Annotated in this window: 13 protein-coding genes; 9 read left to right on the forward strand and 4 right to left on the reverse strand. The window is 66.8% G+C overall.

What is annotated here, in order from left to right; all coding sequences use genetic code 11:
* Positions 1–6: 6 nt before the first annotated feature.
* The 8 genes from L1080_RS11485 to gvpJ all read left to right on the forward strand — a co-directional run bounded on the left by L1080_RS11485 (position 7) and on the right by gvpJ (position 7,638).
* Positions 7–900 (forward strand): XdhC family protein, encoded by an 894-nt coding sequence (locus tag L1080_RS11485; RefSeq protein WP_250768379.1) that lies wholly within the window; start codon positions 7–9, stop codon positions 898–900.
* Positions 897–1,784, forward strand: coding sequence for an AAA family ATPase (locus tag L1080_RS11490; RefSeq protein WP_250768381.1), 888 nt, complete (start codon positions 897–899; stop codon positions 1,782–1,784). The genes L1080_RS11485 and L1080_RS11490 overlap by 4 nt, the downstream gene beginning before the upstream one ends.
* Positions 1,785–1,797: 13 nt before the next feature.
* Positions 1,798–2,439: an SRPBCC family protein gene (locus tag L1080_RS11495; RefSeq protein WP_250768384.1), complete on the forward strand. Its 642-nt coding sequence runs from the start codon at positions 1,798–1,800 to the stop codon at positions 2,437–2,439.
* Positions 2,436–3,653, forward strand: a complete 1,218-nt coding sequence (locus L1080_RS11500; protein WP_250768387.1) for a vWA domain-containing protein — start codon at positions 2,436–2,438, stop codon at positions 3,651–3,653. The genes L1080_RS11495 and L1080_RS11500 overlap by 4 nt, the downstream gene beginning before the upstream one ends.
* A gap of 135 nt (positions 3,654–3,788) precedes the next feature.
* Positions 3,789–4,109, forward strand: a complete 321-nt coding sequence (locus tag L1080_RS11505) for a hypothetical protein (protein WP_250768390.1) — start codon at positions 3,789–3,791, stop codon at positions 4,107–4,109.
* A gap of 186 nt (positions 4,110–4,295) precedes the next feature.
* Positions 4,296–6,344: a transglycosylase domain-containing protein gene (locus L1080_RS11510; RefSeq protein WP_374433190.1), complete on the forward strand. Its 2,049-nt coding sequence runs from the start codon at positions 4,296–4,298 to the stop codon at positions 6,342–6,344.
* A gap of 248 nt (positions 6,345–6,592) precedes the next feature.
* Complete coding sequence (locus L1080_RS11515) at positions 6,593–7,237, forward strand: hypothetical protein (RefSeq protein ID WP_250768617.1); 645 nt, start codon at positions 6,593–6,595, stop codon at positions 7,235–7,237.
* 32 nt (positions 7,238–7,269) lie between these two features.
* The gene (gene gvpJ, locus L1080_RS11520) at positions 7,270–7,638 is read left to right on the forward strand and encodes a gas vesicle protein GvpJ (RefSeq protein ID WP_159922113.1); all 369 of its coding nucleotides are present in this window, start codon (positions 7,270–7,272) and stop codon (positions 7,636–7,638) included.
* Positions 7,639–7,896: 258 nt separating this feature from the next.
* Here gvpJ and L1080_RS11525 read toward each other — a convergent pair whose 3' ends face one another.
* The 3 genes from L1080_RS11525 to L1080_RS11535 all read right to left on the reverse strand — a co-directional run bounded on the left by L1080_RS11525 (position 7,897) and on the right by L1080_RS11535 (position 10,625).
* Positions 7,897–8,160 carry a hypothetical protein gene (locus L1080_RS11525; RefSeq protein WP_236603457.1) on the reverse strand — a complete coding sequence of 88 codons (264 nt, stop codon included), beginning with the start codon at positions 8,158–8,160 and terminating at the stop codon, positions 7,897–7,899.
* Between the two features lie 747 nt (positions 8,161–8,907).
* Complete coding sequence (locus L1080_RS11530; RefSeq protein ID WP_250768395.1) at positions 8,908–9,708, reverse strand: ABC transporter permease subunit; 801 nt, start codon at positions 9,706–9,708, stop codon at positions 8,908–8,910.
* Positions 9,705–10,625, reverse strand: coding sequence for an ABC transporter ATP-binding protein (locus tag L1080_RS11535; protein ID WP_250768398.1), 921 nt, complete (start codon positions 10,623–10,625; stop codon positions 9,705–9,707). The genes L1080_RS11530 and L1080_RS11535 overlap by 4 nt, the downstream gene beginning before the upstream one ends.
* 247 nt (positions 10,626–10,872) lie before the next feature.
* On the opposite strand from L1080_RS11535, the gene L1080_RS11540 reads away from it, so the two are divergent.
* Positions 10,873–11,643, forward strand: a complete 771-nt coding sequence (locus tag L1080_RS11540; protein ID WP_250768401.1) for an META domain-containing protein — start codon at positions 10,873–10,875, stop codon at positions 11,641–11,643.
* Positions 11,644–12,026: 383 nt separating this feature from the next.
* On the opposite strand, the gene L1080_RS11545 is transcribed toward L1080_RS11540, so the two are convergent.
* The gene (locus tag L1080_RS11545; RefSeq protein WP_250768404.1) at positions 12,027–12,431 is read right to left on the reverse strand and encodes a hypothetical protein; all 405 of its coding nucleotides are present in this window, start codon (positions 12,429–12,431) and stop codon (positions 12,027–12,029) included.
* Positions 12,432–12,444 lie beyond the last annotated feature (13 nt).

Consider the following 12,444-nt stretch of genomic DNA (forward strand, 5'->3'; position numbering starts at 1 on the left):
GGCCCGATGGATCTGAAAGAGCGTGCGGCGCAATTGGTGCGCGACCGCAGGCCGTTCGTCCATGCGACCGTGGTGCGAGCGCAGCCACCCACGTCCAGCCATACCGGTGACGAGGCGATTCTCTTGCAGGACGGGACCATCGAGGGTTTCGTCGGCGGTCAGTGCGCGCAGAACTCGGTGCGCACGGCCGCCCTGGGTGTGTTGAAGACCAACGAGAGCGTGCTGCTGCGGGTCCTTCCTGACGGGGCCGTGCAGTTCCCCGAGATGCCGGGCGCATCCGTCGTGGTCAATCCGTGCCTGTCCGGTGGCGCCATGGAGATCTTCCTGGAGCCGCAACTGCCGCCGCCGGTGGTGCGGATTTACGGCACCACACCGATCGCGCAGGCGTTGACGCACATTTCGGAATTGCTGGAGTTCTCCGTCGAGCACGACGACGCCGGTCTCGAACAGTTCACGGGCACGACGGCCGTGGTGCTGGCCGGTCACGGTGGACCCGAGGCGGACGTCATCCGCGCGGCGCTCGACGCCGGGGTCGGATACGTCGGGCTCGTCGCCAGCCGCACCCGGGGCGGCGCCATCCTCGACGCCCTGGGTCTCACCGAATCCGAGCGGGCAAGGGTGCATACCCCGGTCGGTCTGAACATCGGGGCGAGGACGTCGGCGGAGATCGCGGTGTCGATCGCCGCGGAACTGGTGCAGGAACTGCGCACCGCGGGACTACGTGCGCCCGAGGACGATACGCCTCCGCGGGCGGCGGTGACGGAAGCGGTCGATCCGGTGTGCGGGATGCGCGTCTCGATCCGGCCGGATACTGTCCACCTGCGGCGCGGCGGTGACGACTTCTGGTTCTGCGGGCCGGGTTGCCGGGCTTCGTTCGCCCAGGGGACGGAAGCGGTATGACGACACCGTTCGCGGATGTGGCGGAGGTGATCCGGCGCTTCGATGCCGAGGACTACCTCCTCGACTTCGGAACCGCGTCCGCTCTGTATCTCGCGGCGGCGCTGAGCCGTCCGCTCCTGCTCGAAGGCGAACCAGGAGTCGGTAAGACCACCGCCGCGAAGGCTCTCGCGGCCGTCCTCGGCGCCCCGCTGATCCGCTTGCAGTGCTACGAGGGCCTCACCGCGAACGAGGCCCTCTACGACTGGAACTATCAGCGGCAGTTGCTCACCATCCGGCTGGCCGAATCGCGGGGTGACGGCCTGACCGAGGACGATCTGTTCACCGAGGAATTCCTGCTGGAGCGTCCGATCCTCCATTGCGTGAGATATCGGGGACCGACCCCGCCCGTCCTGCTGATCGACGAAATAGACCGGGCCGACGACGAGTTCGAGGCACTCCTCCTCGAATTTCTGGGCGAGGCGTCGGTCACCGTACCCGAACTGGGAACGTTTACGGCCGATCAGCACCCCGTCGTCGTGCTGACATCCAACCGGAGTCGCGACCTCCACGACGCGCTGCGCAGGCGGTGCCTCTACCACTGGATCGACTATCCGGAGCCGGCCCGGGCGGCCGCCATCGTGCGCCGCACGGTCCCCGCGGCGACGGCGCCCCTCATCGAGCACGCCACCCGCTTCGTCGGCCGGGCCCGTGAACTCGATCTCGACAAGCCGCCCGGAATCGCCGAGACGATCGATTGGGTGTCCGCACTCGCGGCCCTGGGTGTGGCGGATCTGGTTCCCGACGACGCAATTCAAAGCTTGAGTGCCCTCGCGAAGACCCCTGACGACCGCACAATAGTTCAAGACGCATTCACCGACTATGCGCACGTCCTGGCCACCGGATGAAAAGGCAACTGCCATGAAGATTGCCAACGAGTTCACCGTCAATGCACCGATCGAGCAGGCCTGGGAGGTACTCAGCGACCTCGAGGAGGTTGCCCCGCTGCTGCCCGGGGCACAGATGACCGGGCGGGAAGGCGACGACTACCTGGGGAAGGTGAAGGTCAAGGTCGGCCCGGTGACGAGTGAATTCAAGGGCAAGGCGACGTTCGTGCAGCGTGACCCGCAGGAGCATCGCGCCGTGATCGACGCCCGCGGTCGGGACTCGCGCGGATCCGGTAACGCGTCCGCGACGATCATCGCGCAGTTGCACGAGACCGGCGCCGGCACCCGCGTCACCGTGGACACCGACATGAAGATCGTCGGCAAACTTGCGCAGTTCGGCAGCGGGATGATTCAGCAGGTGTCGGAGAAACTCATGGGTCAGTTCGCGGAGTCGCTGGAAGCGAAGCTCGCCGGAGGCGTTGGCGATGAGCCCACGGCCGAGCCCGAGGCGGCCGGCACCACGAACCTTTCCGTTGCCCCGCCTGCCGCGGAACCGGCTCCGCTGGACCTCCTCGCGCTGTCCGGGGCGGGGGCGTGGAAGCGGTACGCGCCGATTCTCGCCGCCGTCCTCGCGGGAATCGTGGTCGTGCTCGTGGTGGGCCGCCGCAGGCGATGAGCGCGTCGGGCGTCCTGCAGGGCGTCGACCTCGCGGCGTTCGCGGTGGCACTCGTCGCCCGATTGCGCTCCCGTGGTGTGGTCGTCTCGGCGAGTGGCCCCGCGGTGTTCGTGCAGGCGCTGCACCTGTCGCCGCCGAGTTCGCGGTCGCGGCTGTACTGGTCGGCGCGTCTGACGCTCGTCAACCGCGTCGACGACCTCGCGCCGTTCGACGCGGTGTTCTCCGCGGTCTTCGAGGACGCCGTGCTGTCCGTGGACCCGCATGCGCGGCGATCCGCTGCGGGACGGGAGCCTGCCCTCGCCGGTGTCCGCGACGGTCGCGACCGGCACGGTGAGGCGCAGGACGTCGAGGGCGTGCCGTGGGTGACACGACCGTTGATGACCGGCGGCGACGACAGCGGCGAGGACGACCTTCGCGACGCGCTCACCGCCGTGCCGGACACCCTGCCCAGCAGGCTCGTGGCTCGCGCCGACGAGCCCTTCGCACGATTCGACGCCGGCGACCTCCGGCTCCTCGGATCCTGGCTGGAACAGGCCACCGCCGCGTGGCCGTCCCGTCGCACCCGGCGTCGCGAAGTGCATCGCCGCGGCCGGCGTATCGACCTGCGTGCCACCATGAACCTGTCGAGAGCCACGGGCTGGGAGCCGGTGGTTCTCGCGCGGAGCCGTGCCCGGCGCCGTCCGCGGCGCATCGTGATGCTGTGCGACGTGAGCCGGTCGATGCAGCCGTACGCTGCGATCTATCTCCATCTCATGCGCGCGGCGGTGCAACGGCAGACCGCGGGCAGGCCGGAGGTGTTCGCGTTCTCCACGTCGCTGACGCGGCTCACCCCCGTCCTCGCCCACCGCAGCGCCGAGACCGCGGTCCGTAAGGCGAACGACAAGGTGGTCGACAGATTCGGTGGCACCCACATCGCGGGCAGCGTGAGCGAACTGCTGGCGTCCCCGCACGGCAACGCGCTGCGCGGGGCAGTCGTGATCATCGCGTCCGACGGTTGGGACAGCGACGACCCGAAGCACCTGGCGCATGCCCTCACCAGGGTCCGTCGCCGCGCCCACCGACTGGTGTGGCTCAACCCCCGCGCCGGTGACCCCGACTTCCGGCCCCTCGCCGGATCGATGGCGGCCGCGCTGCCGTTCTGCGACGCCTTCCTCCCCGCGCACTCCGTCTCCGCGCTCCGCGACGTGCTGGACGTGATAGGCGGGATGGAATAGCTCGCCCACCGAACTCCGACGTCCTCGACATCGCCGTCTTCGGCGACCCATCCCGGCAGGCCTCACTGGCAGCGAGCACGCCGAACACGTTCGGGAGTGTCCGATGCCCCACCCCGCCCAACCCGCGGTGTTACCTTGAGCCCTGTGCGTGGTGATCGGCAGTTCTCGCGGCGGCGTTCGGCGCTGCTCGTCGTCACCGAAACCCTCGCGCCCGGCGCGTTCGAAGCCGGAACGACGGACACAGACCTGCCGGCGGATGAGGCGCATCCGCAACTGGCTCTGACAGCATTGTCCGCGTCGCTGGCGGTCCTGATCAGCGCGCTCGCGCGGCGCCGCACCAAGGGGCAGCGCCTCGGACGACCGGTGTCCGTGCCGGCCGGTGCCCGAGCACCGACCTCGACCGCGGCGGTATCTCCGATGCCCGTGCTCAGAACCACCTGCGTGCTACGGGTGTGACAGGTCACCAGCCGCCCTCCCCGCGAGAACTGACGCCTCGCCACTCTTGTGACGATCACGGTCAGGGCGCCGCAGGTGTGTCATTCCCGCCCGTACTCTGCCCTTGGCCCGATAATCGTTCTTGCACCGGTTGATTCGCGTTCCGGTGCACCGTCCGAATGAGGTGCCGTATTGGATTCGAAGACTATTGCCAAACTCGCCGGCGCCACCGCGGCTGCAGGGGTGCTGCTATCCGGAATCCTGTTTCCGGCCGCCGCCAGCGTCGGCTACCTGTCCAACCGGGCAGCCGACAGCGTCGGAAACAGCTCGGCGGAACTGGCCGACGGGGTGGTGCCCGCGGTGACCACGATGACCGACATCGCCGGCAACCCCATCGCCTGGCTCTACGATCAACGCCGCTTCGAAGTGCCCAGCGACCAGATCTCCAACGACATGAAACTGGCGATCCTCTCCATCGAGGACAAACGGTTCGGCCAGCATCAGGGCGTGGATTGGCAGGGCACGATGCGTGCGTTCTTCACCAACGCCTCGAGTGGCCAGATCGAGCAGGGTGCCTCGACCATCAATCAGCAATACGTGAAGAACTACCTGCTGCACGTCGTCGCCCAGACCGACGCCGAACGCCGCGCGGCAATCGAGACCACTCCGGTCCGCAAGATCCGGGAGATTCGGATGGCCCTGACCCTCGATCAGGAACTCTCCAAGGAGGAAATTCTCACCCGATATCTGAACCTGGTGCCGTTCGGCAACGGCTCCTTCGGGGTGCAGGATGCCGCCCGCACGTACTTCGGCATCGACGCCAAGGACCTGAACCTGGCGCAGTCGGCGATGCTCGCGGGCATGGTGCAGTCCAGTTCGGCGCTCAACCCCTACACCAACCCGGACGGGGTCATCGAACGCCGCAATGTCGTGCTGGACACCCTGATCGTGAATGTTCCGGATCGGGCTGACGAGATCCGCGCCCTGAAGGACACCCCGCTCGTGGTGCTGCCGAAGCCGAACAATCTGCCCCGTGGGTGCATCGCCGCCGGCGACCGCGGATTCTTCTGCGATTACGCGTTGCAGTACCTCCAGAACGCCGGCCTGTCTCGGGAGCAGCTCGACAAGGGCGGCTTCCTGATCCGCACCACTTTGGATCCGGCCGTGCAGCAATCGGTGAAGTCGGCGGTGTCGTCCTACGCCGATGCGAGACTTCCGGATGTTGCGAGCGTGATGAACGTCGTGCAGCCCGGGCAGGACCAGCACCGGGTCCTCGCGATGGCGGGTAGCCGCAACTACGGTCTGGACGCGGCCGCGGCCGAGACTGTGCAGGAGTTGCCCTATTCGCTGTCCGGGCACGGTGCCGGGTCGGTGTTCAAGGTCTTCACCACCGCCGCCGCGATGGAGAAAGGGTTGCGGCTGAACACGATCCTGGATGTGCCCGGCCGATTCGATGCTCGTGGGATGGGCGACGGCGGTGCCCCAGGATGCCCGGCAGCGACCTACTGCGTGCAGAACGCCGCCCCGTATCCGCGGGCACTGTCGGTCACCGACGCCCTCGCCCAGTCCCCGAACACCGCCTTCGTGAAGCTGATCCAGACCACCGGGGTGGATGCGACGGTGGACATGGCGGTGCGCCTGGGCATGCGCTCCTACACCGAACCGGGCACCTCCGGGTTCGGGGACAAGAGCCTGGCCGACATGGTCAAGGATCAAAACCTGGGATCCTTCACCCTGGGCCCGATGTGGATCAATCCGCTCGAGCTGTCGAATGTTGCCGCGACATTGGCCTCGCACGGCAAGTGGTGCCCACCGACCCCGATCGATTCCATCGTCGACCGGCAGGGGCGGCCGGTCCCGCTCACCCAACAGGCGTGCGAGCAGGTCATCGACCCCGGCCTGGCCGACACCCTGTCCAACGCGCTCAGCAAGGACGACCTGCCCGGGGGCACAGCGTCGGCGGCAGCTGCCGGCGCCGGCTGGAAGCTGCCGATGTCCGGCAAGACTGGAACCACCGAGTCTCACATGTCGTCGGCGTTTCTCGGGTACACCAACAACCTGGCCGGCAGCGTCTACGTGTTCGGGGACTCGCCCACCCCCGGCCAGATCTGCACCAGCCCGTTGCGCTCGTGCGGTGACGGCAATCTGTTCGGTGGCACCGAACCGGCCCGTACCTGGTTCAAGGCGATGATGCCGATCGTGAACAATTTCGGACCCACCGTTCTGCCTCCGATCGATCAGCGCTTCGCCCGCTGATCCCGGTGAGAACGCGCCCACTTGGAGGTGTCTCTGGTGGGCGTGTCGGGGTTGTGCCGGTGCGCGCCCGGATATGCCGGGGGAACTCAATCACCCCTTTCGACCGCTTGAAGGATGTCCGTTGCGGGTAGCCGGGTTGAGGGTGGTTCGCCGCGGCAGGGCCTGACTTCGGGTACGCCGGGCGGCCACCTCCGAGTCGCCCGGCCCCGACCAAAGATGGGCGATCCGGGTGAAGGGAGTCGACGATGATGACCCGTGTGCAGGTCGCAGCAGCGGTGCTGGTGGGCTATTGGTTGGGCCGAGGTCACCGGAAGAAACTGGGAATTCTGCTCGCGGCTGCGGGGGCCGGCCGCCTCGCCGGGGGACCCCAGGAAATGGTTGACCGGGCCGCCAAATTACTCCGGTCCTCGCCCGAGTTCGCCGAGCTCAGTGAATCGGTGCGTGGCCAACTTCTCGACGCCGTGAAAGTGGCGGCCATGACCGCGACGACCGCCCGAATCGACGCCTTGAACAATCGGCTCCTCTCCGGAGACGATGCGGTCCTCGAGACAGCCGAAGAGCTGGTCGAGGACACCGCGGACATGGCCGGAGACGTCACCGGCGACGCCGTGGGCACGGTGGGAAACGTCACCGGCGACGCCGTGGGCACGGTGGGAAACGTCACCGGCGACGCCGTGGGCACGGTGGGAAACGTCACCGGCGATACCGTGGGCACGGTGCGAAACGTCACCGGCGACGCGCTCGGCGCGCTGGGCGCTCTTGGGCGCAGGAAGCGGCCGAAGGCGGCCCCATCACCGGACGACCGCGACGATGGCGATGAGGGAGACGAGCCGGTCGAGCAGGCCGAGGATCGACCGGTGCGACGGCGGCCCCGCAGACGGGGTGCTGAGTAGACCTCCGATAGGCGACCGGGAAGGACGTAGTGATGACCACAGCGGGAGGGGGCCCCAGTTCGAGCAGCCTCGCCGACGTCGTCGACACCATCCTCGACAAGGGCCTGGTCATCGACGCCTACGTGCGAGTCTCGCTGGTCGGAATCGAATTGCTCACCATCGATACACGCGTCGTGGTCGCCAGCGTCGACACCTACCTGCGCTTCGCCGAGGCGGTGAACCGACTCGAGATCGGCAGCGAACCCGAAGGCCTGGCCGACCTCGTCTCCGATGTGAAGGGCAGCGGCAGTGCGAAGGCGAAGACCAAGGGCGCGCTCGAGGCCGTCGGAGAGTCGCTCGGTGAGGTGCTCGGCGGATCGGAAACCGAACGCGAACCCGCACCCCGCCGCAAGCGTCACTGAACTCCGTTGACGACAGTTTCGGCGGCGATGTTGAGTCCGTCTCCCCCGCCGACCGCGTCCTGTCCGGCGTCCACATCGGGTGGACAGCACGTGTCGCACCGAGTTGACGTGTGAAATAAGTTGACGCACTTTGTTTTTCGTCCGCCGGTGAGTGTTTTCACCCGCGGACTCGGGCACACCCTTGATCATGACCTTGGCTTCTTCTCGATGACCGTCTCGTGCAAGGCCGCAACATTCCCCAATCGATGGTCAGCGATGTCACTTGGCAGCGGCCCGCACTGCCGCAACCACCGCCGCGACAACGAGAGCCAGGAGGAGGACTACGAGCAGCACCGGCCCGAGCAGGAGTCCGAGAATGAGAAGAAGAACAATGATGATCTTGGTCTTGCCGCTCAGTCGGGACACCAGCGCCTTGGTCGCCGCCCACACCGGACTTTTACCCGTCAGGACGGCGCGAAGTGCTTCGAGTCCGGCCAGGAGGCCCGCGTTGCCATGTGCGGCGGGGTCGACGAGAGCATCCATAAATTTTCGGAGTCTCTGCTGAATCTTTTGTGTCAGTGTGTCGCTGCGGTCCCGCGCCGAGTCCAGGAGCCTGTGAACTGTGTTCTTCAGCCACTCGATGACCGCATCGGAGAGCGGGCCGTGTTCCGTCCCTCGCGAGGCCGTGTCGAGCGGTCGGATATGGGCCGACGTGGTGGACCGGGAATGGGCTTGTGCGTGGGCCCCGGTGTTTCGGGGGTGCTTCCGAGCCGTCGGCTTCGCGATGCCGGTCTGTTCCCGCGCACGTTTGGTGGAGGCGGTGCTGTCTGGATGTGACCGACGGCGCGCGCCCGCGGACGGTGCGGTGGCATCGGTTCGTGTCGGGCGTGACGCCGAAATTTTCTTCCGTGGGACGCTGCCACGGGAGACGGTCGCGGTCTTGGCAGCCGGTTGCCTGGGGGGAAGCGGGCGCCTTCGTGGCAGCCGCCCCGATGCTGCTTCGGAAGGAGCTGTCCTGGATGGACGGGCCACTGCGCCAGGCTGAGCCGCCGACGTCTGGCTGCCTCTGCCGGTGGTAGTGCCGCGAGAGCGAGTGCCTGCGCGGTCAGGCCCGGCCGGTGCGGTCCGGCCGTCGACCCTTTCTGGTGCACCCATACATCGCAATTACCCTTCGAGGTGACTCTCGAAACCGGGTAGGAAAGGCCAAAGCGCCTGGCGGTGGGCGGCACCCGACTCTCTTATCGCCTGGTCCCCCTAGCCCATGATGTTCGTTTCGCATCACCCCCGTGGTCAGTGCAGATCTCGACGTCGAAAGCTCCACCAACCCACTGCCGCGCAGAGTACGGAAACGGCAATCGGAACGAGGAAGGGCTCGAGCGCGATCCCCTGCGCAAGCATGTTGCGGCCCCCGTACCAATGCCAGGGCGAAGCGAAGCGCAAGATGTGCAAACTCGCGCTCGCCGCCGCGACGGCGTTGAGAAGATTGCCCACGACGGCCACGGTCGTGGCCGTGGCGATCGCCACTGACCGATGACCCGTCCAGGCGCCGGCAGCAAACGCGATCGCACCATGCATGAGGCCGAAAGCAGTCGCCGCGAACACCGCCGCGACGAGTCCGGGAATCGATACACCCTCGAGCAGACCGAACGGCGGGGAGAAGGCGAGAAGGCTTGCAGCGGTAATGATCCCGAGACTGGTCGAGAGCGCGACGACGGCGAAAAATCGTTCGATCAGGACACGTCCGCGGGTCACCGGGTTGGACAGGAGTAGTTCGAGGGTGCCGTCCTCCTCGCTCCCACCGATCGCGTATGCACCGGCTCCCACGGCGAAGACCAACAGCAGGACGGGCAGGATGAGGCCGAACACACGTCCCTGTAGGTACCCCGCCGGGGAAGTGATGAGGATCTGGTCGCTCGAGCCGATCAGTGTCTTGAAGGTGTCCGGAAGGTTCTTGACGAGGTTCTCGATGCCGGCCGTGTTCTTGATCGTCGGGTAGAACGCATTGTTGACCGCCACGTAGGCGGCCACTCCACCCGACCACCACACCGTTGATCGGCGCCGGTCCTCGAGGAATCGCCCGAAGATCCTCACGGCTGATCCCGATACAGGTTGAGGAACACGTCCTCGAGGTCGGTTTCGTGCGTGACGATTCTCCGTACCGGCAGCGTCGCGGCGTGCTTCAGGACGTCGGCGACATTGCCTTCGATGACGAGCGCGATCACCGCTCCGGACGACGTGGCGCTCAGGACTCCCGGGAGTTTCTCGAACGGCTCGGCATTTGCTTCACAGGCAAGGTAGAGGTCGATGTGCTGGCGCGCTTGGCGCTGGAGTTCGTCGATTGCGGCGACGGTGACGAGCGCGCCCTTCTTCAAGATTGCGACGCGGTCAGCGAGCGCTTCCACCTCGGGTAGGACGTGTGAGGACAGGAACACGGTCGTGCCGCCGCCTTTCACGTCACCGATCAGTTGGTGGAATTCGTGTTGCAGTAGTGGGTCGAGACCGGCCGTGGGTTCGTCAAGAATCAACAGTTCCGGCCGATGCATGAAGGCCTGCACGATTGCGGTCTTCCGGCGGTTGCCCGTGGAGAGCTGTCCGATCGGCCGCATGGGATCGAGGTCGAAACGTTCGAGGAGCTCATGAACATAGGGCATGTCGACGCCCCCGCGTAGCCGGCCGTAGAACGCGATCAGGTCTGCCGTCGTGTATTTGGGATCGAATCGGAGCTCGCCGGGGATGTAGCCGAGCCGACGACGAATCGCCGGGTCGGCGCCGCTGCCGCCGAGCACGGTGTAGGTTCCGGCGGACGGACGGATGAAGTCGAACAGCATGCGGATCGTCGTGCTCTTCCCCGACCCGTTGGGGCCGAGATAACCGAAGACCTCCCCCCGATGGACATCGAGGTCAAGCGCGTCGACGGCGACGAGATCACCGAAGTATTTCGACAATCCGCGCATTCCGATGACGCAGTCGGCGCCCTGCTGCCGGACCGACGGTGCCGCGGCCTTCATGGTGGTGTCACCGTCACCACACACCGATGAGCGGCGCGACGATTTCCGGCACCGGACGTGATAGGCGATCCGATCACGAGAAGTACGTTACCGACCCGCGCTCGCACTCGTACACCAGCGAATACCCCAACCCATCAGTCGGGCGCATCGGCCGTCCGGCAGGAGTGCACAGCGGCCGTGGGGATTCCGTGCACGAGCGTCACCCCATGCTGTTACCACATGCGGACGATGTGTCTAACCTCGAGGAATGCGCGCCACCGCCATCGTTCTCGGCCTCCTGACGTTCGCCTCGCTCACTTCCTGCGGCGGAGACGCGCCAACCGCGGCCCCGGACCCGGTGGGCCGCACCTTCGTCTCCACCACCGTCGAGGGCGATCCCATTCCCGGCGGTGGTCCGCTCGTGCTGGACTTCACCGACCCCGGACGCCTCTCCGTCGACGCCGGATGCAATCAAGGCAGCGCCGACGTCGACCTGTCCGGCGGGAAGGTGGAGGCAGGTCCGCTCGCGATGACCCTGATGGCGTGTCCGGGAGATGCCGCCGGCGCAGACGCTTGGGTGGCGGCCCTACTGGACGCGCAGCCGAGCTGGACCCTCGGCGGCGACACGCTCACCCTTACCACGCCCACGGGGTCGGTAACTTTGACGGACGAGAAGGTCGTCCGGCCGGATCGGCCCGTCGTCGGGACCACGTGGACGGTCACCGCACTGATCAGCCCGGACGCGGTTACGACGACAGCCGCGCTGGAGCGAACGGCACCGCAGTTGCTGATCGCCGGCGACGGTTCCGCGTCCGGTTTCACCGGCTGCAACCGGATGACCGGGACCGCAGACGTGCGACGGAGTTCGATCGCGTTCGGGCCCTGGGCGACCACCCGGATGGCGTGCCCCCCGGACGTGTCGGAGGTCGAACGTGCCGTACTCGCGGCGTTGACCGGCGAGACCGGTTACAGCATCCATTCGGACTCGCTGCGACTGGTCAACGCCGACGGAATCGGGCTGACATTGCGAGCGAGCTAGATCTAGTTTCCAGGCGCTGGCATCATCGCCGGCCACAGCGCCATAGGTCAGTCGGCGACCAGCGTTCATACGGCCAGTCTGGTCTCCCACGTCCGCGCGTCCATGCGTCTGCGCGATTCCGACACCAAGGTAGCGATACGAGCCGATGCACGGTGAATTGCGTTGCCATCGAACGACATCGGCGTCGACAATCCTTCGGCGACGATCAGATCCGACCTGGCTACGGGAGAGCGAACCCACACGAACTCCGGCGTCCGGGATCGTGCATGCCGATACAGTTGCGCCGCAGCCGATTCTGCAGTGGAAGGAACAGCAGCGGGTATCGATGGGCCTGCCCGCACCAGGAGCAGGCGGCCACCGAGACCTCCACGAAAACGCGTCCGTTACTCAGCTGCCGGTGTCGGCGGCTCCTTCGGCTGATCGAGGACGCTGACGGTGACGCCGTAGGGCAGGAAGCGCACCGATCGCCGCGGATCGGTGTTGTGCTTGTGGGCACGGAGGGCGTCGAGTTCGGTGGCGTACACCTCCTCGACGCGGGCGACGCCGCCGTCGTCGACGCTGTAGATTGCCCACACGCCGTCGCCGGTGTCGCCGGTCGTTTCCGGCCGGGGATCGGGACGCTTCGTTCTGGCGGCAATGTCGGCGAACAGGCCTGTCCAGGGAATTTGGGCGTCCGCCTCGACGAAGTGAACAATCTTGTCCTTGAAGCCGCGCAGCTCCTCACTCGCTTCTCGAATCACGCGGTCGAGGTCGTCGGGATCGAATCCGAACGGTCTCTCGTTGGCCATAGCGGTCTCCTGA

The organism is Rhodococcus sp. MSC1_016, from assembly GCF_023667485.2.
In the GTDB taxonomy this organism is placed as follows: Bacteria; Actinomycetota; Actinomycetes; order Mycobacteriales; family Mycobacteriaceae; genus Rhodococcus_F; species Rhodococcus_F oxybenzonivorans.